The following is a 21,637-nucleotide window of genomic DNA, read 5'->3' on the forward strand; positions in this document are numbered from 1 at the left end:
GAAATATCTAATAAGTGGCATGGTGGCTCTTTCGGCGTCGCTGATGGCGGCAGATGACAGTATCGCGGCGTGGTTCGCTGACGGCAAGGCATATGGAAATATCCGTTACTACTACATCGAGACGGACAAGGATAACGGTGCGGGCACGACCTCTTCGGCGCACGCCAATACGGTCGGCGGCCAGCTTAGCTACGAGACGGGGGAGCTTTACGGTCTGAAAATGGGGGCGACCTTTATGACGACCAACCCCTTCGCGCTGCCCAATGTCGTGGACACTTCCATTATCGGCAAAGACAACGGCGCGCGCGGTGCAGCGGACCCGACGAAGGGCTTTTCCGTCCTGGGGGAGGCCTATGTGCAGTATACGCGCGGGCCGATGACGCTCTGGTACGGCCGCAAGAAATATGATACGCCGCTCATCCATACGAAGGAGGTACGTGAGCTTCCTTCAAGTGTGCAGGGGGGCATGGCGTCGGCAACACTGGGCGGCGCGACACTCAGCGTTGGCTACCTCGACCGTTTCAAGCAGCGCACCTCCAATGACTTTGTCAACATCGTCGAACACGCCCTAGGTGCGGATACTGAAACGGTGACCGGCCACACTGCCGGCTACGTGGCACCGGTCAGCATCGTCTACAGCGGCTACGGCGCCAAGCTCGAAGCGTATAACTACTGCAGCCCCGATTTCATGAACGCCCTTTACGCCGGTGCGGGTTACACCCATGTACTCGGCGAGAGCGGGGCCATGCTGGAAGTCGGCGCGCAGTACATCAACCAGCAAAGCATCGGGAACGCCGCGGACAACCTCGAAAGCAACACCTCGATCACCGGCGGAAAGAAGCTGAAAAGCAACGCTTTCGGCCTCAAGGCAGCTGTTTCCCACCATGAGGGGAGCTTCTTTGCTGCCTATACGAAAGTCCTGCGCAGCAAGAGGGACCATGATTCGCTCGTGCTTCCCTGGGACGGGACGCCGCTCTTTACAAACATGATCACCTCCAACGACCTCTTCCAGTCGCTCTACGGCAGTGCATTCCAGGCCGACAGCGCCTATATCGGCGGTACTCAGGGGATCAAACTCGCCTTTACACAGGGATTCGACTTTACGGGTATTTCCGGTTTCAAGGCGACGGTGAGCTGGGCGCAGTTCAGCAACGACCGTCCCGGTTATGACAAGGACCAGCAGGATATCAACGCCGTACTGGGTTACAAACGCGGCGCCTTTTCGCTGGCGCTCAAGGGGATCTGGGTCAGCAACAACACCGCGGCCTCGAAAGACGGCATCGTCAGTCAGCTCGACAGCCTCACCCAGTACCGCGTTATCGCGAATTACACCTTCTAACGTCATCATAAAAAGGAGAAAAAATGACACTCAAAACAGTAACACAATCACTGATGGCAGCGGCACTGCTCGCCACGGCCTCCGTCGCGGCGGAACATGAATCGAAGGCGCACCACGAAGCGCACTGGGACTACGCGGAAAACGGCCCGGCACACTGGGAAGAGTTCAGCAAGACCTGCGGCATCGGCCACCACCAGTCCCCGATCAACATCGTACCGGGCAAGTCCGTCGCCCTGAACCCGCAGTATGTCCTCCACCTGGATGAGGATATCCATACGACGGCCGATATCATCGACAACGGCCACTCCATCAAGGTGACCCCGAAAGCCGGGGGGATGATCGAGCTTAACGGCGAGAAATTCCGCCTGCTGCAGTTCCACTTCCACGGCAAGAGCGAGCATACCGTCGACGGCAAACGCTACGACATGGTCGCGCACATGGTCCACCAGAACCCGGAAACGAAACAGCTGGCCGTCGTCGCCGTCTTCTTTACCGAGGGCAAAAACAACCCGATGCTTGACAACATCATCGGCAACGTCGGCCGCGAGGCCCGCATCGACCCGCAGGATCTGCTGCCGGCAGATACCGCCCACTACTTCCACTACATCGGCTCCCTGACGACGCCGCCGTGTTCGGAAAACGTCCAGTGGTACCTGCTCAAAACACCGGTCGAGGCCTCCAAAGACCAGATCGACGCGTTCCGCAAATACTACGTCGACAACGAGCGCCCGGTCCAGGAGCTCTTCGACCGTACGATCGAGGCCAACTAAGCCTGAGTCGCCTCCTTTCGGGGAGGCAGCACCCCTTGCTCTAATCTCCGCTTCTGTACAATGGCGCATGCGCATTTTTTACCTGCTGATCTTACCGCTGTTCCTGGCAGCTTCGACCCTGCACCTCGCCACGTCGGCAAACCCCGCGCGCCTCAACCCGATCATTGCGACGGATACGGCCAGCAGCGAGATCGCCGGCTTTATTTTCAACGGCCTGGTGAAGTTCGACAAAGACGGCAAGGAGATCATCGGTGATCTCGCCGAGTCCTACCGTTTCGAGGACAACCGCACCGTCGTCTTCAGACTGCGCCGCAATGTGAAGTGGCAGGACGGGGCACCTTTTACTTCCGAAGATGTGCTCTTTACCTACAAGATCATCAACGACCCCTCCGTCGTCTCGCCCTATACGTCGACCTTCCGTATGGTCGAATCGGTCACGGCACCGGATGCCTACACGATAAGGGTCGTCTACAAGCAGCCCTATTTTAAAGCACTGGAGACCTGGATGATGGGCATCCTGCCCGCGCACCTGCTCAAAGACGATGAGAACATCATGAGCAGCGGGTTCAACCTGAACCCCGTGGGCACGGGGCCTTTCCGGCTGGGGAAGCTGGAGTTCTCGAAACAGATCGAGCTTGTCGCCAATGACGACTATTTCGAGCACCGCCCGAAGATCGACCGGATCTCCTTTCACGTCATCCCCGATCCGACGACGCGCTTTTTGATGCTCAAGGCGGGGCAGATCGATCTCGGTGCCCTGGAGGCGATGCAGTACGAGCGCCAGGTTGATGATGCCTTTTTCAAACAGTTCCGCCCCATCGAGATGATCTCGCACACCTATACCTACCTGGGCTTCAACCTCCGTCTCGAGAAGTTCAAGGACCCCCGGGTACGCCGGGCGCTCTCCCTGGCCATCGACCGCCAGGCGATGGTGGATATCCTCTTCATGGGGCACGGCCGTGTCTGTACGGGACCCTTTCTGCCCGGAGGACCTGCGTACAATCCGGAGGTACCCGTCCCGAAACCGGACCTTGAAGCGGCCAAGGCACTGCTCAAAGCAGCGGGGTACGACGAGGCACATCCGCTCACCTTCGAGATCGCGACCTCCAACTCCAACTCCATCCGTCCCTACTCGGCGGAGATCATCCAGCACCAGCTCTCCAAGATCGGGGTGAAGGTGACCCTGCGCATCATGGAGTGGCAGGCCTTTTTGAACATGGTGGTTTTCCCGCGGGAGTTCGAAACGGTCCTGCTGGGATGGGCGCTCTCCCTGACCCCAGACCCCTACCTGCTGTGGCACTCCGACAACGACAAGCCCGGGGCCTTCAACTTCATCGGCTACCGCAACAAAGCGGTGGATGCCCTGATCGAGCGGATGCAGATGACAGTGGACCGGCATGCGCTTTCACGGATCTGGCAGGAGATGTTCAAGCGCATTACGGATGACGACCCCTACCTTTTTCTCTACATCCCCGACGATATCACGGTGGTCAACCATAGGATCCGCCCGATCGAACCGGCACTGGAGGGAATCTGGCATAATTTCATCGATTGGGAAATGGCGCCGGAGTGACGCCGACGGAGCAGATGATGACCATTCTTTTTGACCTGGACGGGACGCTGATCGACTCGACCGAAGCGATCCTCGAGAGTTTTCACCGTACCTTTGACGTGCTGGGGGGCGAGCACCCCACCGATACCGCGATCAAGGCACTGATCGGGCATACGCTCGACGATATGTATCTGCAGGTCGGGATTGCCCCGGAGGCGGTAGAGGCGTATGTACGGACCTACAAGGAACACTACCGCCGCATCTCGACGCTTAAAACGGTGCTCCTGCCCCAGGCGCGCGAAGCGATTGAAGCGGCTGCCGCCGTCGCGCGGCTGGGGATCGTCACGACGAAGACCGGGCTCTACTCCCGGGAGCTGATGGAACATTTCGGGGTGATGGATGCCTTCGAGGTGCTGATCGGTCGGGAGGACGTGACCCACGCCAAACCGCACCCCGAACCGGTCCTGGCGGCCCTGGAAAGGATGGGGGCAGACCCGATGCGCAGCTGGCTCATCGGCGATACCCGTCTGGATGCGGAAGCGGCACGCCGGGCCGGGATAGGCTGCATCGGTGTGTTAAGCGGGTATGATAACGAAGAACAATTACGCTCATTAACCCCATTTATAGAAAAAGATGCCCTCGAAGCGGTCCGATATATCGCAAACAAGGGGAGAAACGTAACGTTTTAACACCCTTTTTTTCTCCTCCAAATCGAAAAGCTGTATTTAAGAGCAACTGGTTTAGAATACCCGATATCTGAGAATAGTCATCATAAGTTAGTAGTATTGTGCATATACTGTTCTTAAATTTACCCGAGGAGAAACCATGCTCGAAATCAGATGGCACAGCCGTGCGGGACAAGGTGCTGTAACCGGCGCCAAGGGACTGGCGGATGTTGTTTCCACGACCGGAAAGCATGTACAGGCCTTCGCTTTTTATGGCTCAGCAAAACGCGGGGCGGCAATGACCGCCTATAACCGTGTTGACGACCATGAAATTCTTAATCATGAAAAATATATGAACCCCGATTTCGTCTTCGTAATCGACCCGGCATTGGTCTATACGACGGACGTGACAATCAACGACAAGCCGGAAACGGTCTATATCATTACGACCCACATGAGCACGGACGAACTGGTGGCATCCCAGCCGAAGCTCGATGGGAAAAAAGTGTACACCGTCGACTGTATCAAGATTGCGCAGGAGACGATCGGACGTGCGATTCCGAACACCCCGATGCTCGGTGCTTTCATGAAGATTTCCGGCATGTACGACATTGAGTTTTTCAAAGACAGTATGAAACGCATTCTTGCCAAACTGCCGCCGAAAATCGTCGATGCGAACATGGACGCGATCCAGCGTGCCTACGATGAAGTGAAATAAGGAGAGCAGATGAACAACGGATGGAACGACTTTGAAATCGGCGCAATGCTGCGCTCGTTCGACGGCGCGGTCAATGATATTGCCACGACGCTTCAGGAAGACCGCCCTTATTCCAAATCGAACTCCTTTACCGCGAGTGTCGCGGACTGGCGTATCGAAAAACCGATCTTCAACAAGGACTACTGTATCGATTGTCAGTTCTGCTGGATCTACTGCCCGGATATCTCCATCATTTCCCGGGATAAAAAGATGGTCGGCGTCGACTACGATCACTGCAAAGGCTGCGGTATCTGTGTCGAGGTATGCCCGACGAACCCGAAATCCCTGCTGATGTTTGCCGAGCAGGAAGATGAAGACAAAGCACTTGCCGGCTGGCCGGAAAAAGAGAAGAAGGAGAACTAATGGCAGATAAAATGGAACTGCGCGACGTCGAGGTCTGGGACGGTAATATGGCCGCCAGCCAGGCGCTGCGCCAGGTGCAGATCGACGTCGTTGCGGCGTACCCGATTACCCCTTCCACCCCGATTGTCGAGAACTACGGGAACTACCTCGCGAACGGCTACGTTGACGGCGAGTTCATCATGGTCGAATCCGAGCACGCGGCGATGTCCGGCTGTATCGGTGCCTCTGCAGCAGGCGGCCGTGTTGCTACGGCAACCTCTTCCCAGGGTTTTGCCCTGATGGTCGAAACGCTCTACCAGGCATCCGGTATGCGTCTGCCGATCATCCTCAACGTTGTCAACCGTGCCCTGGCGGCACCGCTGAACGTTAACGGGGACCACTCCGATATGTATCTTGGCCGCGACAGTGGCTGGATCCAGCTTGATGCGTACAACCCGCAGCAGGCGTATGACCTCAACTTCATTGCCTTCCGCGTGGCCGAGGACCATGAAGTCCGCCTGCCGTGTATGGTTCACCAGGACGGCTTCCTGACGTCGCACACGGCGCAGGGTGTCAAAACCCTCGATGACGATACGGCCTACAACTTCGTCGGCGATTTCAAGCCGATGAACGACATGCTCGACCTCGACCACCCGGTCACCCACGGGGTACAGACGGAAGAGGACTGGCACTTTGAACACAAGGCGCGCCAGCACAACGATCTGATGACGAAAGTCCTCCCGAAGATCCAGGCGGCATTCAACGCCTTTGAAAAACTGACGGGACGCAAATACAACATCGTAGAGACTTACAACATGGAAGAGGCCGAAGTGGCTGTCGTCTGTATGGGTACGTCTGTCGAAACGGCTATCGAAGTTTCCAACGAGCTGCGTGCTGAAGGGAAAAAGGTCGGTGTCATCGGTATCCGTGTTCTGCGCCCATGGCCGTTCGAGCAGATCGTAGAAGCCCTCAAGGGCGTCAAGGCGATCGGTGCGCTCGACCGCTCTTCACCGAACGGTACGTTCGGGATGCTTTACAACGAACTGGCCGGTACGCTCATTAACTGCGGTGAAGCGAAAGTCCTGACGAACTACGTCTACGGCCTCGGCGGTCGTGACCTTACCAAAGTCCATCTGCGTGAGATCTATGCCGAACTGCTGGCCAACGCCGAAGCAGGGAAGCCGACTACACCGATGCAGCAGCTGATCGGGGTCCGCGGGCCGAAGATCAGCTTCCACTAAGGAGAAGAGTTATGAGCGAAATGAAAAAGATTAAAAACCTCAAAGAATTTTCAACGTCCGCGGACCGTTTCGAAGGAGCGAACCTCCTTTGCCCGGGATGTGCGCACTCCATTATCGTCCGTGAGGTCCTCAACGCGACTAACGACGATCTGATCCTCTCCGCATCCACGGGATGTCTGGAAGTCTGTACGGCGGTCTACCCGTATACGTCTTGGGATGCTTCCTGGATCCACATCGGTTTCGAGAACGGTTCAACGGCCGTTGCCGGTGCCGAGGCTATGTACAAAGCCCTCAAGCGCAAAGGCCGCCTGAAGCAGCCGGACCGCGAACCGAAATTCGTCTCCTTCGCCGGTGACGGTGCCTCTTACGACATCGGTTTCCAGTGGATCTCCGGCTGTTTCGAACGCGGGCACAACATCATGCACGTCGTTCTGGACAACGAAGTCTACGCCAACACCGGCGGACAGCGCTCCTCTTCCACGCCGATCGGCGGTAGCACGACGACATCCCCTGCGGGCCGCGTCAGCTACGGCGAAAAGCAGCACAAGAAAGATATGCTCTCCATTATGGCAGCGCACGGTGCACCGTATGTCGCACAGGTCGCTCCGAACAAGTGGAAAGACATGGTCAAGAAGATCCAGCACGGTTTCTCCGTTGAAGGCCCGGTCTTCATCAACGCCATGTCCGCTTGTACGACAGAGTGGAAGTTCCTCCCGGAAGATACTATTGCGATCTCTGACCTGGCGACAGACTCCCTGGTCTTCCCGCTTTACGAGATCATCGACGGACGCAAGCTGAACATCACCTACCGCCCGAAGAACGTCATTCCTGTCAAAGACTACCTCGGTGCACAGGGGCGCTTCAAGCACCTGTTCAAACCGGAGAACAAACATGTTCTCGACGAGTGGCAAGCACGCGTCGACCGCGACTGGGAATACCTCCAGCGCCGCGAAGAGGCCGGTGTCTAAAAGACACGGCTTCGCCCCTCATTAACCCCATCCGTTAAAGCCCCCTTCAATACACAAACGTTACCATTTGAGAAATTTTCATCCGATCAAGAAGGATTAGATATGCCTTTACTCGACAGTTTTACGGTCGACCATACCATCATGCCTGCCCCTGCAGTGCGCAAGGCCAAAGGGATGAAAACGCCCTGCGGTGATGCCATCACGGTCTTTGATCTCCGCTTTTGCAAACCGAACGAGGAGATCATGCCCGAGCGTGGGATCCACACCCTCGAGCACCTTTTTGCCGGATTCATGCGCGACCACCTCAACGGCAACAACGTGGAGATCATCGACGTCTCCCCGATGGGGTGCCGTACCGGTTTTTACATGAGCGTGATCGGAATCCCGGACGAGGAGCGCGTTGCAGATGCCTGGAAAGCGTCGATGAACGATGTGCTCGCTGTGGAACACCAGGAGGATATCCCCGAACTCAACCTCTACCAGTGCGGAACCTGCAAGATGCACTCGCTTGACGAAGCCAAGGCGATTGCGTCGGGTGTACTTGAAAAAGGGATCGGTGTTATGGACAACGAAGCGCTGGCACTGGACCTTTCCAAAGTCGAAAAGGCGGTCTGCTGATGAAACTGCTGGTTCCTATGGACAGTGAGGATACCCAGGAAGGTGTGCTCGTTCCGATCGCCGAGGTCAAGACCTGGGGTCTGATCGACGTGGAAGAGGGGCAGGTCGTCGAAGTCCGTTTTTTCGCGGACAAAGAAGCCGCCCTGGAAGAGTGGCCGGATGCCATCATCGTCAGCGGGGATTATGAGCCAGTGATGGAATTTATCGAACAGCAGATGATGGTGCTCGTCGCCCATATGCAGCGCTCCATCGATGACATCGTCGAAGCTTTCCTCTTCAAAGAGCTGCACGAACTGGCGTTTTGACGCCGGTTTTCTTTCAATTAAGCTGAATCAAGTATCAATATTCCCTTATTTTTCTTAATAAACCAAAAACAGTATAATTACGACCAATTATAAATGGCTTTCCCGCGGCGGGGCAGTTTAGGCACCGCCGGGATGGCCCGTCAAAAGGGATTATATGGCTTTTTCCAAAGAGAAACGCAAAGGGACGATCAGCGGCATCATCTTTGTCGCAATCGTTGCCGCTGCTGCTACCTACATCGCAGCGCTTGCACCGGTAGCGAAACTGGGGATCTCTCCTCTGGTCGTCGGTATCGTGATCGGTATCTTCTACGCGAACACGCTGCATAACCACTTCCCGGAAGCCTGGGAGAGCGGGATCGTCTTCTCCGGTAAGAAGATCCTGCGTTTCGCCATTGTCTTTTACGGTTTCCGCATCACTTTCCAGCAGATCGCCGAAGTCGGGATCGAAGGCTTTATGGTCTCACTGATTATGCTGGCCTCGACGTTTATCCTCGGGACTTGGCTGGGGAACAAGATATTCGGTCTCGACCGCGATACGGCCATGTTGACGGCATCGGGTGCATCGGTCTGCGGTGCGGCTGCAGTCCTGGCAACAGAGCCGGTCCTCAAAGCCGAAGAGCATAAAGCGGCTATCGCCGTTTCCATGGTCGTTTTGTTCGGTACGATCGCCATGTTCCTCTACCCGGCACTCTACAGCGCCGGCGTCTTTGACATGACACCGCGCGAGTTCGGTATCTATGTCGGCGGCACGATCCACGAAGTTGCGCAGGTCGTCGCCGTCGGCGGCGCGTACGGCACCGAGGCGAGCGATGCGGCCGTTATCGTCAAAATGACCCGCGTCATCATGATCGCCCCGATGCTGATCCTGTTGGGGATCTACCTCTCCTACACCGCGAAGAAAAGCGGCAGCGAGGGCGGTGTTATCAAGCTCGTTATCCCCTGGTTCGCCGTCTACTTCGTCGGGATGGCGGGGGTCAACTCCCTGATTCACGGTTATGTTCACGGCAGTGCGAGCGAGGAGCTTGCGGCGCTGATCACCTCGACGATCGCCTATGTCAACGAGATCGATACGTTTCTGCTGACGATGGCGATGACGGCACTCGGTATGGGAACGCGTTTCGCGAAGTTCAAGGGCCTCGGCCTCAAGCCGATCTATGCTGCCGGTGCGATGTTCGTCTGGCTGGTTGTTGGTGGTTATTACGTCACCAAAGTGGTCGTGGCCACGTTCTAACAGTCCCCTCTCCTTCAATGAGGAACCGCTTCATGTGAAGCCGTTCCGCCTCCTGTTCTTTCTACGGTGTGACATATATTTTCTTTTACGATTTACAATGGGGGAAAATCCCTACCGGAATCGACGATGAAACCCATAACAGACTATGTAAAACATGCGCTTACCGTGCTGTTGCTCGTGAGTACAGGCAGTGTTGACGGCAAAGGCCTTGAGGACGAGCGACGGCTGCCGGATGAAATGCTGCAGCTTCAGCGGCCTGAGAGCGCTTATGGTGAGCAATCACGTTTTGCCGAACAGTTTAACACGACGGACGGTTCGCATATCGTGCTGACACAATACCTGCTCAAACGGCTGCGCATGCCGGAGAGCTATGTGCATGTTAGAACGAACTATGAGCGGAAGGGAGAGCGTTTACATGTGCAAACGGTCTACCGGGCGAAAAACGCAAAGGGAATGTACTGCACCCAGCGGATCACTGCCGTGGCTTCGTTGGATGGGGCCCTATTCGGCGTCAGCTTCGCGTGACGCAGCCAGGCGGGATGATCCTGCGTCTTCGAAAAGCGTATTGAGGGTTGTGAGAAGTTGCATCGGGTCGACCTGGACCCCTTGCACCATTACGGCAAAGTGGAGGTGCGGGCCGGTAACACGGCCGGTACTTCCGCTGAGTCCGACCTGCTCGCCCTTGATGACCCTGTCGCCGACCTTGACATTGATACGGCTGAGGTGATAGTAGCAGCTGTAAAGCCCCTCTCCGTGATCGATGAGAACGGAGTTCCCCGCATAATAGCGCTCTTTGGCAAGGACGACAACACCGTCATTGACGGCATCGACGGGGGTGCCAGGTGTGGCACGGAAGTCGGTGCCGGAGTGGAAACTTTTGAGGCTGCCGTTGAACAGTCTTGCCGTGCCGAAGTCACTGGTGACGTCGCTCTGCATCGGCATGGCAAAAGGGGCGGTCCAGTAGCGTGTCGGCGTAAAGTTTCCGTAGATCTTCATGGCCTCGCTATACTCTCTGGAAACGCGTTTCTGCTGCTCGGGGTTGGGTTTGACCTTGGAGGGCTGAACCTGGAGAGTTTCGGAGGGATAGCCGCCATCAATGATGCGCAGCGGGAGCAGGGTGTCCCCTTCCGGCGTCAGCCGGTGCAGCGCTTTTTCGCCGGGGGCGGTTCGGTAGCCGACGGGGATCAATGCGATCTTTTTGGCGGGGTCGGCCGGGTGACGCAGCATCGGGATCTCTTTGCCTTCGTAAAACAGGCGTGCTTCGTCACCGGCCGGCAGGCTGATCAGCGCGGTCTGACCGTTGGCGATCTCTGTCGCGTCCGCGCTCAGCTGCAGACACAGCACGAACAGCACTGAAAAACCAAAGCGCATAGGAACTCCTCTCGGGATAGAACTTTCAACAGTATAGGCCTTTTCGGGTAAAGCGCCCATTTAACGGAGCGGGCAGCCGCATCTCTCAGTAGACGAAGTCACGAAGGGTAAACAATACTTTAGTAATAAGGTATATTTACTTGTGTATTCGTTGTTTTCTCTGTTATGATCGCTCAAATCATTTAGGTCGTCCGGAGTTATCGGGCGCTTCAAAGGAGACGTCATGGCAGCTGCTTGCCCCGTGGCATTGGTAAAGATTGATGAAAATCAGGTAAGACTGCAGGCGATGCTGGTCGTACTCAGCGCCGCTGCATTTTTGGGAAGCGGATCGTCCTGGCTGCTGGCGCTGCTGGTATACGATTTCGCGATCCGTGTTCTGGGAAGACCAAAAGGGAGCCCGTTCTTTCTGGTAAGCCGGCAGATCATCAAGCGGTTTGCGATGACGGCCAAACCCGTCGATGCGGGACCGAAAAAGTTTGCGGCTAAGATCGGGCTGCTCCTTGCGGTCGTAGCGATGGTGCTGGCCGTTGTCGACTATGGGATGGGTGCCGTATGGCTTATGGGAATGATGGGGCTTTTTGCGCTGCTCGAAGCCGCGTGCGGCTTCTGTGTGGGCTGTAAAGTGTATACGCTGTTTCTGCCGCTGCTGTCGCGGCGTTGAAGGGGGTTACCAGTAGCGGACGCGGCCCGTGTCGACGTGAACGAAGTGCGATTCGGGGTAGTAGCCTACGCCGCCGATCTTTTCGCTGACGGCCGCTTTGCGCAGCATGGAGAGTTCCGTGCGGGGCAGGTTGATGTCGATCGCCTTGCCCTGCATATGGAGGCTCTTTTTCGCGACACCGGAGGTATTGTTGTGCAGCATGGCGTTCGTCTTCGGCGAGCGGTAGCCCGAAATGATGTGAAACGCCTCTTTGCTGTCGAGTTTCGTACGGACGGCATGCAGAAGGTCGAGCAGTTCACTGTCCATCGCTGCTTCCGTCCCCGTACGATGATCGCGCAGGATCTTGTTGATATCCTCCAGCGCTTCGGGAATGTAGCTCCCCTCCGCCCAGAAAGTAGTACGGAGCGACTCCCCTGTATGGATGTTATAGAACGAAAGCGTCTTTTCATACTCTTCCGTTTTACTCAAGAGAATGCTCGGAAAAGCTGCGGCAAGGGCAGAAACCCCGCCCAGTTTCAAAAATGCTCTACGATCAATTGCTTGGTCAAACGTCATCGATTGAAATCCTCTCTTTTTCTCTATATATAACTATTATACCATACTATGATGAATATAAATATTTCTTTTTGTTATTTATTTATTTTTGATGTATTTTATTAGTTTACGATCACAACCGTAAATGTCGTTGTAGAATCTGACGGTGCCTTCATCATCGACGGCGGCCGTTTGGTAGGTGATATAGACGGGCAGGGTGTTTTTCAGCCGCAGCCAGCGGTTTTCCCCCGAAAGCAGCAGCGTCAGGAGCGATTTGTAGGTGACCTCCGGATCATCAAGCGATAGCAGGTACCGGGCCAGCTCGAACGGTTTTCGTACGCGGATACAGCCGGAACTGAAGCTGCCGTTGCTGTTTTTGAATAGGGAGTGCGCCGGGGTGTCATGGATATAGATGTCATAGGGGTTGTTGAAGAGAAATTTCACATAGCCCAGCGGATTCTCCGCGCCGGGGTCTTCGCGGAAGACATAGCGTTTCGTATCACGCTCATGCCATTTTGACCAGTCCACGGTGAGCGGATCGATCGGCTGCGATTCCGTGGTGTCGGCTGCGGAAAAGAGTTTGATCTTCTTTTTGGTTAAGTAGTGGGGATCGGCGACGAGCTTGGGAATAAGATCTTCGTTTAGGATCGTCTCCGGCACACGCCAATAGGGGTTGAGGACGATGTACTGCATTCTTGAAGCGAAGATGGGGGTTTCGCGGTCACGCCGTCCGACAATGGCCCGCATCTGCAGCTCCTGTTGGTCGGCACGGCGTACTTCCAGGGTGAAGCCCGGAACATTGACGATGATATAGGGGCCGTCGCCGTGCGGGGGCAGCCATTTCCAGCGCTCCATATTCAGGCGGATCTTCGCGATGAGGGCTGAGGGTGAAAGCGCCAGTTTCGAAGCGGTGACAGGACCGACGACACCGTCGACGGTAATGCCATGCCGCCCCTGGAAGCGTTTGACGGCCTGGAGGAGGCGCTGTTTCTCTGCTTCCGGGTCCGGGTCGGCGGAACCGACAAGATCACCGGTCAGCTGAAGACGCCGGGAGATATTACCGTCGTCGGCATAGTCGGCGGTACGCGTACTCCATCCCCCCGCTTCGTCGAGCCGGCGATAGGTGTTCAGGGCCGTTCGCAGCCGCTGATAACCGATGTCCTGCGGGGCGACCGACAGCAGTACCTGTCGGATGTTCTGCCGGACCGCATCGTCGTTCAACAGGTGGGCCGGATCGATAGGGAGGGCATTGTACTCGCTGGTGCAGTTGAGATCGCTGCCGTAGGCGCGACCATAGTGCAGGTCGTGTGCGAGGGCCAAAAAGGCGTCGGTGAGGAGCAGGTCAAGCTCGGTACGCTGCCGGTCGTCCGGGGCCACGCACGTTTGCAGCAGTGTCCGGACGGCTTTACCGTGGTAGAAGGGCTCGGTGGGGTCCAGCCCCTCCTCCGCGATACCGTCGATCATCTGACTCAGCGCTTCGGCTCCGGGAAGGCATCCGCGCTCATTGCTCCAAAGCGGTGCGTATGCACGCGAGGTATAAAATGCTATCAGGCTTGGCCGGATAGTCGGCAAAATCGTGCGCAGCGTGGCATTGTCTTCGACGAAATCGCGGATCAGCAGCCCGACGGGGTCGGGAGAGACTGATGTCGTATTTCCGTCGCCGGGAAGCTGCACGGTGGCTACGGGAAGCGTATCATTATTCTCCTGCAGCGTGCCCAGGGCATACAAACTGCTCTGGAAAACCAGGAAGATAGATAAAAACAGTGTAAATCTTCTAATAGTGTCTTGTCTCATTTCGGTGGACTGTTAACGGGTATATACCCATATTATAGCAGTATATGGGCGAAGGGCTTCTGCGACCTTATGTCCGGCGGCGGTAACTGAGCGCTTCGAGCAGATGCGCGGAGGTAATGGCGGCACTGCCGTCGATATCGGCGATGGTGCGGGCGACCTTCTGAAGCTTCTTGATGGCGCGGAAGGAGAGCGCGAATCGCTGAACGGCCTGTGTCAGCAACGCCTGGCCCTCGTTGTCGAGTCGGCAGTAGAGATCGATATGCGCATCGTCCAGGCGACCGTTGAGCACCTCCTGGCCGCGTGCGCGTTGCAGGGTATGGACCCGCAGTACTGTCTCGTGCATCGCTTCCGAGGTGAGTGAAGGCTTGTCCTCTGCCCGGACAGGCTGCATCAGTACATAGAGGTCGATCCGGTCGAGAAAAGGGTCGGAAAGCCGGGAACGGTAACGCCTGATCTCGAGGTCGGTGCAGCGGCACTCCAGGGCGTCGTTCAGCAGGTTGCCGCAGGGACAGGGGTTCATGGCGGAAATGAAAAGAAAGTCGGTGGGGTACTCCACCTTGGAGTGAACCCGCGAGATACGGATGCGTTTGTCTTCCAGGGGTTCGCGCAGGGCCTCGAGCACCTGTTTGGAGAAGTGGGGGAGCTCGTCAAAGAAGAGAATGCCGTTATGGGCCAGGCCCACTTCGCCGATCTGCGCCCGGTGGCTGCCGCCGCCGAAGATGGAGGCCGACGTGCCGCTGTGATGTGGCGAGCGGAAGGGGCGCAGCGGTGTGAAGTGGGGTTCCCTGCCTTCGAGGACGTCGAGTTTGGCGATGTCGAGGAGTTCACTGTCCGTCAGAGGCGGCAGCACATGGCGGAGCCGCTTGGCGATCATCGACTTTCCGGAACCGGGGCTCCCCTCAAGCAGGAGGTTGTGCATGCCGCACGCACTGATGAGCGCGGCGCGCTTTGCGACCTCCTGACCGCGTATCTCCCTGAAATCATCGGGATAATGCTTTCGGTAGTAGTAACGCACCCCGCCAAGGGTCTGTGCGGGAAAAGGGATGGCTTTCGGCTCCGCCGGGTGTACTTCGGCTCCGGGTTCCGCTTTGAAAAAGGCGATGGCTTCGCGCAGTGTGGCCGCACCGATAAAGGTGATGCCGGGGATATTGGAGAGCTTGTCGAGTGCTTCCAGGGGAACGACGGCTTTTTGCAGCACGCCCCGGTTGGCCAGGGAGAGGATCAGCGGGTAAAGCATGGCGTTTTCCTTGATGCTTCCGTCAAGTCCCAGCTCTCCGAACGCGTACCACTCGGAAAAGTCCTCTTCGGCATTGTCCAGGGCGATCAGGAGGGCCATGGCCAGGTCGAACTGGCTGCCGTGTTTCTCGATATCGCTGGGGCTGAGGTTGATCGTGATGCGTTTCGGCGGGAAAGTGAAGTCGTTTGCGAGCAGGGCGCTTTTGACCCGTTCCCGCGCCTCGGAAATGGATGAAGAGGCCAGGCCGACTACGGTGAAGGAGGGAAGACCGCGTGTCAGCGTGGACTCGACAGTGACCGGAAGTGCGTCGATGCCTTCGAGGGTGGCACATTTGAGCTGTTTCATGACGATACTCCCATAGGTCAGGAGATATAGTAGCACTTGTAAATTTATATGAACATTAAATGTTAATTAGCGTTTGAATGAATGGACTGCATGCGTGTATCCATTATTATGTGAATTGGGTATTGCGGAATGAGACTGCGTTCAGGGAATGCACTATAAGTCGATGTCTATGAGTATAGGAATGAATTAAAAGGTGTTTTGGAGTTTGATACCCGGAGAAGGGAGTGCCGTCAGCTGCCCTTCTTCTCTTTCTGGATCCGCTTGTACTCTTTTTCGAACTTCTTGCGGCGGGTGTAGGTGAGCTTTTCGATGAAGAGCTTGCCGGCGAGGTGGTCCATCTCATGTTGGACGGCGACGCTGAGCAGGCCGTCGGCTTCGAGGACCTGTTCGTTGCCGTGGCGGTCCTGGTAGCTGACGGTCACCGTCTCGAAGCGCTCGACGTCTTCGTAGAAGCCCGGGACGCTGAGGCACCCCTCCTGGTAGAAGGTCTTACCGTCACTGAGCACGATCTTCGGGTTGATGATCTCCAGCAGCTGCGCTTTGTCCTGCTCGCCCTGTTCGTCGGGAAGGTTGATGACCAGGACCTGGACCGGGTTGGCCACCTGGATGGCGGCCAGGCCGATGCCGTTGGAAGCGATCATCGTTTCGTACATGTCGTCCAGGAAGGTGTGCAGGGCTTCGTCGAAGAGCTCAACAGGTTTGGAGACCTGTTTGAGGCGTTTATCGGGGTAGGTGACGATCGGAAGCTGCATGGGAAGCGTCCGTCGCTTATTTCTTCGCGTTTTTGACGAGGACTTCGTCGATGATGCCGTAGGTTTTGGCTTCTTCGGCGCTCATGAAGAAGTCGCGGTCGGTATCTTTCTCGACCTTTTTGAGGCTCTGGCCGGTGTTCTTGGCGAGAATGCCGTTGAGCTCCTTTTTCATGCGCAGGATCTCGTTGGCCTGGATCTCGATATCGGTCGCCTGTCCCTGGGCGCCGCCGAGGGGCTGGTGGATCATGATGCGCGCGTGCGGCAGGGCGAAACGTTTGCCGTGGGCGCCGGAGCTGAGCAGGAAGGAACCCATTGAGGCCGCCTGGCCGATACAGATCGTGGCGACGTCGGGACGGATGTAGTTCATCGTATCGAAGATCGCCATCCCTGAGGTGACGACGCCGCCCGGGGAGTTGATGTAGAAGTAGATGTCTTTATCCGGATCCTCCGCTTCGAGGAAGAGCATCTGCGCGACGATGGTCGAAGCGACGGCGTCATTGACCTCGCCGCTGAGCATGATGATGCGGTCTTTGAGGAGGCGGGAGTAGATGTCGTAGGAGCGTTCGCCCCGCGCACTTTTTTCAATGACGTACGGAATATAGCTCATGGGTTACTCTTCGGTCGTCGCCGTCTTGGCGTTGAGAAGGCCGCTGAGCACTTTGTCTTCGACCATCGCCATCTGGATTGCCGGCAGGTAGCCGCTCTCTTGGTAGTGGCTGTAGACTGCCTGCGGGTCCTGACCTGTCTGCATCGCTTCGAAGTAGATCGTCTGCATGACTTCCTGCTCGTTGACGTTGACGCCTTCGGCTTTGGCCAGGGCGTCAATGATGAAGGTCGCCTTGACGGAGCGCGTGGCGTCATCACGGAAGGTTTCGCGGAGCTCTTTGACCTTCTCCTGGTCCTCGCGCAGCGCAGTGATCTCCTCTTCGCTCATTTCACGCGCTTTGTTGTTCAGCGCCATGTCCATCTCCTGCTCGACGACGAACTCCGGCAGGTCGAAGCTGTACGCAGCGACGAATGCCTCGAGCAGTTCCGGCTTGAGTTTTTCGTTGAAGAGTTTGCTGCGCTCTTCGTTCTCGAGCTGCTTCTGGACCTGTTCTTTGACCATATCCATTGTCGGCTCTTCTTCGCCCGGCAGCAGCTGCTTGGCCAGTTTTGCGTCCATGCGGACTTTCTCTTTGGTCTGGATCTTGTGCAGTTTCACTTTGAACTGTGCCGGTTTGCCGGCCAGTTTTTCGCTGCCGTAGCTTTCCGGGAAGGTGACGTCGATCATTTTTTCGTCGCCCGCTTTCATACCGATGATCTGCTCTTCGAAGCCCGGGATGAACTGGCCGCTGCCGATGTTGAGCGGGAACTCTTCGGCTTTGCCGCCCTCGAACGCTTCACCGTCGAGGAAACCTTCGAAGTCGATAACGGCAGTGTCGCCCTCTTCGACCGGACGGTCCTCTTCAACGTCAACGAAAGGCGCCTGTGCTTTCGCGATCTCCTGGATACGGTCCGTGACCGCTTTGGCAGAGATCTTCGGTGCTTTGACCTCCGGAACGTGTGCCTGGTAGTCGCCGAGGTCGATCTCGGGACGCATCGCAACTTTGATCGTCATCTCGATGGTGCCGTCCTCTTTCTTGTCGAACTTGGAGAACTGCGGTTCGCCGATCAGGGCGTCTGCTGCGACGCTGAGGGCATTGAGTCCTTCGTTGAGGGCTTCGCGGACCGCCTGGCTTTCGGCATCCTGCATGAGGCGTTCGCCGTACTGTTTCTTGACTGCGTTAACGGGGACTTTACCTTTGCGGAAACCCGGGATGTTTGCTTGCTTGCTCAGCTCTTTGGCCATGTTGTCGAAATGCTTGTCCAGGTCACTTGCAGTGACGGTCGCGCTGATTTCGGCATTGGCTGCGTTGATTTTGTTGGTGCTCATTTCCATGGTGATCTCTTACCTTTATCTTCTGTTTCTTCCGGTTCGGCCCATGCGGCAATACGGAGAAAAATTGCGCAATTCTACCTTAATTAGATTAACATCACTCTTAGTTTTCGGCGGTACGGGCTTCTTAAGCTTTTTTAAGTATAAAAATTGATTAAGGAAGTTCTAACGACAGATGATCTAATATCTCACCACGCAAAAGAGGACAAAAATTGTCTTTTTTAAAATTGTTATCAAAATACGTTTGAATTGAGGAAGAGCGATGCAAGTATATATGGACAACAATGCGACAACCATGGTGGATCCGGCGGTTGTCGAAGCAATGCTTCCATTTTTCAGCGAGCAGTACGGAAACCCGAACTCGCTGCATAAATTCGGTACGGCGCCCCACCCGGCGATCTCGAAAGCGATCGACCAGGTTTACGCGGCGATCAATGCATCGGACAATGACGATATCGTCTTTACGTCCTGTGCAACCGAATCGAACAACTGGGTACTGAAATCCGTCTGGATCGACAAGATCCTTCACGGGGAAAAGAACCATATTATTACAACCGAGGTGGAGCACCCCTCCGTCCTTTCGACCTGTAAATTCCTGGAGGACCAGGGTGTCAATGTGACCTACCTTCCGGTGAACGAGCAGGGTATTATCGATGCGCAGATGCTGCGCAGTTTCATTACGGAGAAGACGGCGCTCGTCTCCGTCATGTGGGCAAACAACGAAACGGGGATGATCTTCCCGATCAAAGAGATCGGCGAGATCTGTAAAGAGAAGGGCGTGCTCTTCCATACCGACGGCGTCCAGGCAGTCGGCAAGATCCCGGTCGATGTCCAGGCGGTCCATGTTGACTTCATGTCGATGTCCGCACACAAGTTCCACGGCCCGAAAGGGATCGGGGCACTCTATATCCGTAACGGACAGGCCCTCTCCCCGCTGCTCAACGGCGGCGAGCACATGGGCGGCCGCCGTTCGGGCACCCTGAACGTCCCCTACATCGTCGGGATGGGCAAGGCGCTGGAAATGGCGACAGAGAATATCGAAGAGAAGATGGCCACCATCAGCGCCAAGCGCGACCGCCTCGAGGATGCGCTGCTCAAGCTGATCCCGGATACCTTTACGGTCGGTGAACGCGACCACCGCACGCCGAACACGATCCTCATCTCCATCCGCGGGGTGGAAGGCGAAGGGATGCTGTGGGACCTCAACAACGCCGCAATCGGTGCCTCCACCGGTTCCGCGTGCGCTTCCGAGGACCTTGAAGCCAACACGGTTATGCTCGCGATCGGTGCGGACCACGAATTGGCCCACACCGGCATCCGCCTGAGCCTTAGCCGCTATACGACGGACGAAGAGGTTGATTACGTGATCGACCACTTCAAATCGGCTGTCGAGCGCCTGCGCTCGATCTCCAGCTCATACGCCAAAGTCAAACCGACGCCCGGCGGTGAAGCCACTGCGTGCGAAATGCACTGAGAATTAGAGAGAGAAGGAAAGCATTATGGCAAAGAATGATCTGTTTGGCGCATCCCTGTGGGATGAGTACTCCAACAAGGTAACGACACTGATGAACAACCCCCAGCACCAGGGGGAGATCACAGAGGAAGAAGCGGCGGCACACGGCAACAAGCTGATCGTCGCGGACTTCGGCGCGGAGAGCTGCGGCGACGCCGTACGCCTCTACTGGGAAGTCAACCCGGCGAACGATGTTATCGAGAACTCCAAGTTCAAGAGCTTCGGCTGCGGTACCGCGATCGCCAGCTCCGATATGATGACACAGCTCTGTCTGGGCAAAACAGTCGACGAAGCGGTCAAGATCACCAACATCGACGTCGAAATGGCGCTGCGCGATACGCCGGACGTTCCGGCTGTTCCGCCGCAGAAGATGCACTGTTCGGTCATGGCCTATGACGTTATCAAGAAAGCGGCGGGCCTTTACAAGGGCGTCGACGCGGAGAGCTTCGAAGAGGAGATCATCGTCTGTGAATGTGCACGCGTCAGCCTTTCGACCCTGAAAGAGGTCATCAAGCTCAACGACCTGCACACGATCGAGCAGGTGACCGACTATACGAAAGCGGGCGGTTTCTGTAAGAGCTGTATCAAACCGGGCGGCCACGAAGCGCGCGAATACTACCTCGTCGATATCCTGGCCGACGTCCGCCGTGAGATGGACGAAGCCAAGATGAAAGCGGCTGCGGAAGCGGGCCTCGGCGGCGATTTCGAGAAGATGACGCTGGTCCAGAAGATCAAGGCGATCGACGCCGTCGTCGACGAGAATATCCGCCAGTTCCTCATCATGGACGGCGGGAACATGGAAGTCATCGACGTCAAGGACGGCGAAGATTACATCGATGTCTACATCCGCTACCTGGGCTCATGCTCCGGCTGCGCGAGCTCCAGTACGGGCACGCTCTACGCCATCGAAGCGGCCCTCAAAGAGAAGCTCTCCGACAAGATCCGCGTTCTGCCGATCTGACGACATGACGAGGGGCCACGCCCCTCTCACCCTCCCGTACTCTTAACGATTTCACCCCTTTTTTTATCAGCGGCTGTTGCTTAAATGCCGACTTTTCCTGTACAATGCCGCCTTTCAAACGTTCACAAGGAGATAATAATGTTCAAAAACATACTGGCACTGATCGGTGCAGTGACACTGGTCGCGGTGATCGGCGGATACGCGATGTTCGGCGGCAAAGTCCAGCAACTTGACGGCGGCGCGCTTCCGGCATATATGAAGATGTTCGGTAACATCCTGGAAAACGGCGATGCAGCCCGCGCCATGATGAAAGAGTGGAAGATCAGTGATGAGGTCTCCAACGACGACGCGTCGGAGTTGATCAAGTCCCTGGCCGAAGAGTACAACATGCGCATTACAGGCGACGTCAAAATGTATACGAAAGATGACGCGGTCGCGGGAGAAATCAAGCATGCGCGTATCTTCTCGCTGTGCAGCCTTCCGATCGCAAAAGTGTTCCTGAACTATTCACGCTGGTACGGCGGATTTATGCCGTGCCGTATCATGCTCGTCGAATACGGAAACGGCGACCGCTTCCTCGTTGCAATGGACATGACACTGGCGATCCACGGCGGCCACCCGCTCCCCGACGACATGCTTGCGATGGCGCTCACTGTCAAGAAAGCGATGGAAGAGATTCCGGAACGCGTTGCCAAAGGCGATTTCTAACCCCTTTTTGTTCGGGCCCTCTCCGGCCCGAGCCTCCTCTTTTTTACCCCGGATA

23 protein-coding genes are annotated in these 21,637 nt (G+C 56.4%); 16 read left to right on the forward strand and 7 right to left on the reverse strand.

Translation table 11 applies throughout. From position 1 onward, the window contains the following. Positions 1-19: 19 nt before the first annotated feature. From WCX18_RS01060 to WCX18_RS01115, 12 genes are all read left to right on the forward strand, one after another. Positions 20-1,339 carry an OprD family outer membrane porin gene (locus tag WCX18_RS01060; RefSeq protein ID WP_345988826.1) on the forward strand — a complete coding sequence of 440 codons (1,320 nt, stop codon included), beginning with the start codon at positions 20-22 and terminating at the stop codon, positions 1,337-1,339. 23 nt (positions 1,340-1,362) lie between these two features. After that, positions 1,363-2,109 carry a carbonic anhydrase family protein gene (locus tag WCX18_RS01065; protein WP_345988828.1) on the forward strand — a complete coding sequence of 249 codons (747 nt, stop codon included), beginning with the start codon at positions 1,363-1,365 and terminating at the stop codon, positions 2,107-2,109. Between the two features lie 67 nt (positions 2,110-2,176). Continuing rightward, a complete protein-coding gene (locus WCX18_RS01070) occupies positions 2,177-3,682 on the forward strand; it encodes a peptide-binding protein (protein ID WP_345988830.1) in 1,506 nt (501 codons plus the stop codon). Between the two features lie 14 nt (positions 3,683-3,696). Next, entirely contained in the window at positions 3,697-4,350 is a 654-nt protein-coding gene (locus WCX18_RS01075) for an HAD family hydrolase (RefSeq protein WP_345988832.1), read from the forward strand. 136 nt (positions 4,351-4,486) lie between these two features. Then, positions 4,487-5,044 (forward strand): pyruvate flavodoxin oxidoreductase subunit gamma, encoded by a 558-nt coding sequence (locus tag WCX18_RS01080; RefSeq protein WP_345988834.1) that lies wholly within the window; start codon positions 4,487-4,489, stop codon positions 5,042-5,044. A 9-nt stretch (positions 5,045-5,053) separates the two neighbouring features. Next, positions 5,054-5,446 (forward strand): 4Fe-4S dicluster-binding protein, encoded by a 393-nt coding sequence (locus WCX18_RS01085; protein ID WP_345985723.1) that lies wholly within the window; start codon positions 5,054-5,056, stop codon positions 5,444-5,446. After that, positions 5,446-6,666 (forward strand): 2-oxoacid:ferredoxin oxidoreductase subunit alpha, encoded by a 1,221-nt coding sequence (locus WCX18_RS01090; protein WP_345988836.1) that lies wholly within the window; start codon positions 5,446-5,448, stop codon positions 6,664-6,666. Before WCX18_RS01085 ends, WCX18_RS01090 begins: the two co-directional genes overlap by 1 nt. An 11-nt stretch (positions 6,667-6,677) precedes the next feature. Then, positions 6,678-7,634, forward strand: coding sequence for a thiamine pyrophosphate-dependent enzyme (locus tag WCX18_RS01095; protein WP_345988837.1), 957 nt, complete (start codon positions 6,678-6,680; stop codon positions 7,632-7,634). A 102-nt stretch (positions 7,635-7,736) separates the two neighbouring features. Further along, positions 7,737-8,252, forward strand: coding sequence for an S-ribosylhomocysteine lyase (gene luxS / locus WCX18_RS01100; protein ID WP_345988838.1), 516 nt, complete (start codon positions 7,737-7,739; stop codon positions 8,250-8,252). After that, entirely contained in the window at positions 8,252-8,557 is a 306-nt protein-coding gene (locus tag WCX18_RS01105; RefSeq protein ID WP_345988840.1) for a hypothetical protein, read from the forward strand. Before luxS ends, WCX18_RS01105 begins: the two co-directional genes overlap by 1 nt. Positions 8,558-8,711: 154 nt before the next feature. Then, complete coding sequence (locus tag WCX18_RS01110; RefSeq protein WP_345988841.1) at positions 8,712-9,788, forward strand: YeiH family protein; 1,077 nt, start codon at positions 8,712-8,714, stop codon at positions 9,786-9,788. Between the two features lie 126 nt (positions 9,789-9,914). Continuing rightward, positions 9,915-10,313, forward strand: coding sequence for a hypothetical protein (locus WCX18_RS01115; protein ID WP_345988843.1), 399 nt, complete (start codon positions 9,915-9,917; stop codon positions 10,311-10,313). On the opposite strand, the gene WCX18_RS01120 is transcribed toward WCX18_RS01115, so the two are convergent. Then, the gene (locus tag WCX18_RS01120) at positions 10,290-11,159 is read right to left on the reverse strand and encodes a M23 family metallopeptidase (RefSeq protein WP_345988844.1); all 870 of its coding nucleotides are present in this window, start codon (positions 11,157-11,159) and stop codon (positions 10,290-10,292) included. The two genes, WCX18_RS01115 and WCX18_RS01120, sit on opposite strands and share 24 nt — an antisense overlap. Positions 11,160-11,382: 223 nt before the next feature. On the opposite strand from WCX18_RS01120, the gene WCX18_RS01125 reads away from it, so the two are divergent. Then, positions 11,383-11,820: a DUF4395 domain-containing protein gene (locus WCX18_RS01125; RefSeq protein ID WP_345988846.1), complete on the forward strand. Its 438-nt coding sequence runs from the start codon at positions 11,383-11,385 to the stop codon at positions 11,818-11,820. A 6-nt stretch (positions 11,821-11,826) separates the two neighbouring features. On the opposite strand, the gene WCX18_RS01130 is transcribed toward WCX18_RS01125, so the two are convergent. The 6 genes from WCX18_RS01130 to tig form a co-directional block, all read right to left on the reverse strand. Beyond that, positions 11,827-12,375, reverse strand: coding sequence for a DUF882 domain-containing protein (locus tag WCX18_RS01130; protein WP_345988848.1), 549 nt, complete (start codon positions 12,373-12,375; stop codon positions 11,827-11,829). A 78-nt stretch (positions 12,376-12,453) separates the two neighbouring features. Beyond that, positions 12,454-14,082 (reverse strand): L,D-transpeptidase family protein, encoded by a 1,629-nt coding sequence (locus WCX18_RS01135; protein WP_345988849.1) that lies wholly within the window; start codon positions 14,080-14,082, stop codon positions 12,454-12,456. A gap of 133 nt (positions 14,083-14,215) precedes the next feature. Beyond that, positions 14,216-15,766: a YifB family Mg chelatase-like AAA ATPase gene (locus WCX18_RS01140; RefSeq protein WP_345988851.1), complete on the reverse strand. Its 1,551-nt coding sequence runs from the start codon at positions 15,764-15,766 to the stop codon at positions 14,216-14,218. Positions 15,767-15,960: 194 nt separating this feature from the next. Continuing rightward, entirely contained in the window at positions 15,961-16,482 is a 522-nt protein-coding gene (gene def, locus WCX18_RS01145) for a peptide deformylase (RefSeq protein ID WP_345988852.1), read from the reverse strand. Between the two features lie 16 nt (positions 16,483-16,498). After that, positions 16,499-17,089: an ATP-dependent Clp endopeptidase proteolytic subunit ClpP gene (gene clpP, locus WCX18_RS01150; protein ID WP_345988853.1), complete on the reverse strand. Its 591-nt coding sequence runs from the start codon at positions 17,087-17,089 to the stop codon at positions 16,499-16,501. Between the two features lie 3 nt (positions 17,090-17,092). Next, positions 17,093-18,403, reverse strand: coding sequence for a trigger factor (gene tig, locus WCX18_RS01155; RefSeq protein WP_345988855.1), 1,311 nt, complete (start codon positions 18,401-18,403; stop codon positions 17,093-17,095). A gap of 259 nt (positions 18,404-18,662) precedes the next feature. Here tig and WCX18_RS01160 point away from each other — a divergent pair, with 259 nt between their 5' ends. The 3 genes from WCX18_RS01160 to WCX18_RS01170 all read left to right on the forward strand — a co-directional run bounded on the left by WCX18_RS01160 (position 18,663) and on the right by WCX18_RS01170 (position 21,582). After that, positions 18,663-19,874 (forward strand): NifS family cysteine desulfurase, encoded by a 1,212-nt coding sequence (locus WCX18_RS01160; protein WP_345988856.1) that lies wholly within the window; start codon positions 18,663-18,665, stop codon positions 19,872-19,874. Positions 19,875-19,899: 25 nt separating this feature from the next. Then, positions 19,900-20,874, forward strand: a complete 975-nt coding sequence (locus WCX18_RS01165; protein ID WP_345988858.1) for an iron-sulfur cluster assembly scaffold protein — start codon at positions 19,900-19,902, stop codon at positions 20,872-20,874. Between the two features lie 138 nt (positions 20,875-21,012). Continuing rightward, on the forward strand, positions 21,013-21,582 hold the full coding sequence (locus tag WCX18_RS01170; RefSeq protein ID WP_345988859.1) for a DUF302 domain-containing protein: 570 nt from the start codon (positions 21,013-21,015) through the stop codon (positions 21,580-21,582). The last annotated feature ends 55 nt before the right edge of the window (positions 21,583-21,637 follow it).

This window comes from Sulfurimonas sp. HSL1-2 (assembly GCF_039645565.1).
Lineage (GTDB): Bacteria > Campylobacterota > Campylobacteria > Campylobacterales > Sulfurimonadaceae > Thiomicrolovo > Thiomicrolovo zhangzhouensis.

What these genes read in the sequence shown, in the direction of transcription:
- luxS (WP_345988838.1), top strand. Translation starts at nt 7,737, where the DNA reads ATGCCTTTACTCGACAGTTTTACGGTCGACCATACCATCATGCCTGCC.
- WCX18_RS01160 (WP_345988856.1), top strand. Translation starts at nt 18,663, where the DNA reads ATGCAAGTATATATGGACAACAATGCGACAACCATGGTGGATCCGGCG.
- WCX18_RS01105 (WP_345988840.1), top strand. Translation starts at nt 8,252, where the DNA reads ATGAAACTGCTGGTTCCTATGGACAGTGAGGATACCCAGGAAGGTGTG.
- tig (WP_345988855.1), bottom strand. Translation starts at nt 18,403, where the DNA reads ATGGAAATGAGCACCAACAAAATCAACGCAGCCAATGCCGAAATCAGC.
- def (WP_345988852.1), bottom strand. Translation starts at nt 16,482, where the DNA reads ATGCAGCTTCCGATCGTCACCTACCCCGATAAACGCCTCAAACAGGTC.
- WCX18_RS01085 (WP_345985723.1), top strand. Translation starts at nt 5,054, where the DNA reads ATGAACAACGGATGGAACGACTTTGAAATCGGCGCAATGCTGCGCTCG.
- WCX18_RS01165 (WP_345988858.1), top strand. Translation starts at nt 19,900, where the DNA reads ATGGCAAAGAATGATCTGTTTGGCGCATCCCTGTGGGATGAGTACTCC.
- WCX18_RS01075 (WP_345988832.1), top strand. Translation starts at nt 3,697, where the DNA reads ATGATGACCATTCTTTTTGACCTGGACGGGACGCTGATCGACTCGACC.
- WCX18_RS01060 (WP_345988826.1), top strand. Translation starts at nt 20, where the DNA reads ATGGTGGCTCTTTCGGCGTCGCTGATGGCGGCAGATGACAGTATCGCG.
- WCX18_RS01095 (WP_345988837.1), top strand. Translation starts at nt 6,678, where the DNA reads ATGAGCGAAATGAAAAAGATTAAAAACCTCAAAGAATTTTCAACGTCC.
- WCX18_RS01080 (WP_345988834.1), top strand. Translation starts at nt 4,487, where the DNA reads ATGCTCGAAATCAGATGGCACAGCCGTGCGGGACAAGGTGCTGTAACC.
- WCX18_RS01125 (WP_345988846.1), top strand. Translation starts at nt 11,383, where the DNA reads ATGGCAGCTGCTTGCCCCGTGGCATTGGTAAAGATTGATGAAAATCAG.
- WCX18_RS01065 (WP_345988828.1), top strand. Translation starts at nt 1,363, where the DNA reads ATGACACTCAAAACAGTAACACAATCACTGATGGCAGCGGCACTGCTC.
- WCX18_RS01110 (WP_345988841.1), top strand. Translation starts at nt 8,712, where the DNA reads ATGGCTTTTTCCAAAGAGAAACGCAAAGGGACGATCAGCGGCATCATC.
- WCX18_RS01090 (WP_345988836.1), top strand. Translation starts at nt 5,446, where the DNA reads ATGGCAGATAAAATGGAACTGCGCGACGTCGAGGTCTGGGACGGTAAT.
- WCX18_RS01120 (WP_345988844.1), bottom strand. Translation starts at nt 11,159, where the DNA reads ATGCGCTTTGGTTTTTCAGTGCTGTTCGTGCTGTGTCTGCAGCTGAGC.
- WCX18_RS01130 (WP_345988848.1), bottom strand. Translation starts at nt 12,375, where the DNA reads ATGACGTTTGACCAAGCAATTGATCGTAGAGCATTTTTGAAACTGGGC.
- WCX18_RS01115 (WP_345988843.1), top strand. Translation starts at nt 9,915, where the DNA reads ATGAAACCCATAACAGACTATGTAAAACATGCGCTTACCGTGCTGTTG.
- WCX18_RS01070 (WP_345988830.1), top strand. Translation starts at nt 2,177, where the DNA reads ATGCGCATTTTTTACCTGCTGATCTTACCGCTGTTCCTGGCAGCTTCG.
- WCX18_RS01170 (WP_345988859.1), top strand. Translation starts at nt 21,013, where the DNA reads ATGTTCAAAAACATACTGGCACTGATCGGTGCAGTGACACTGGTCGCG.
- clpP (WP_345988853.1), bottom strand. Translation starts at nt 17,089, where the DNA reads ATGAGCTATATTCCGTACGTCATTGAAAAAAGTGCGCGGGGCGAACGC.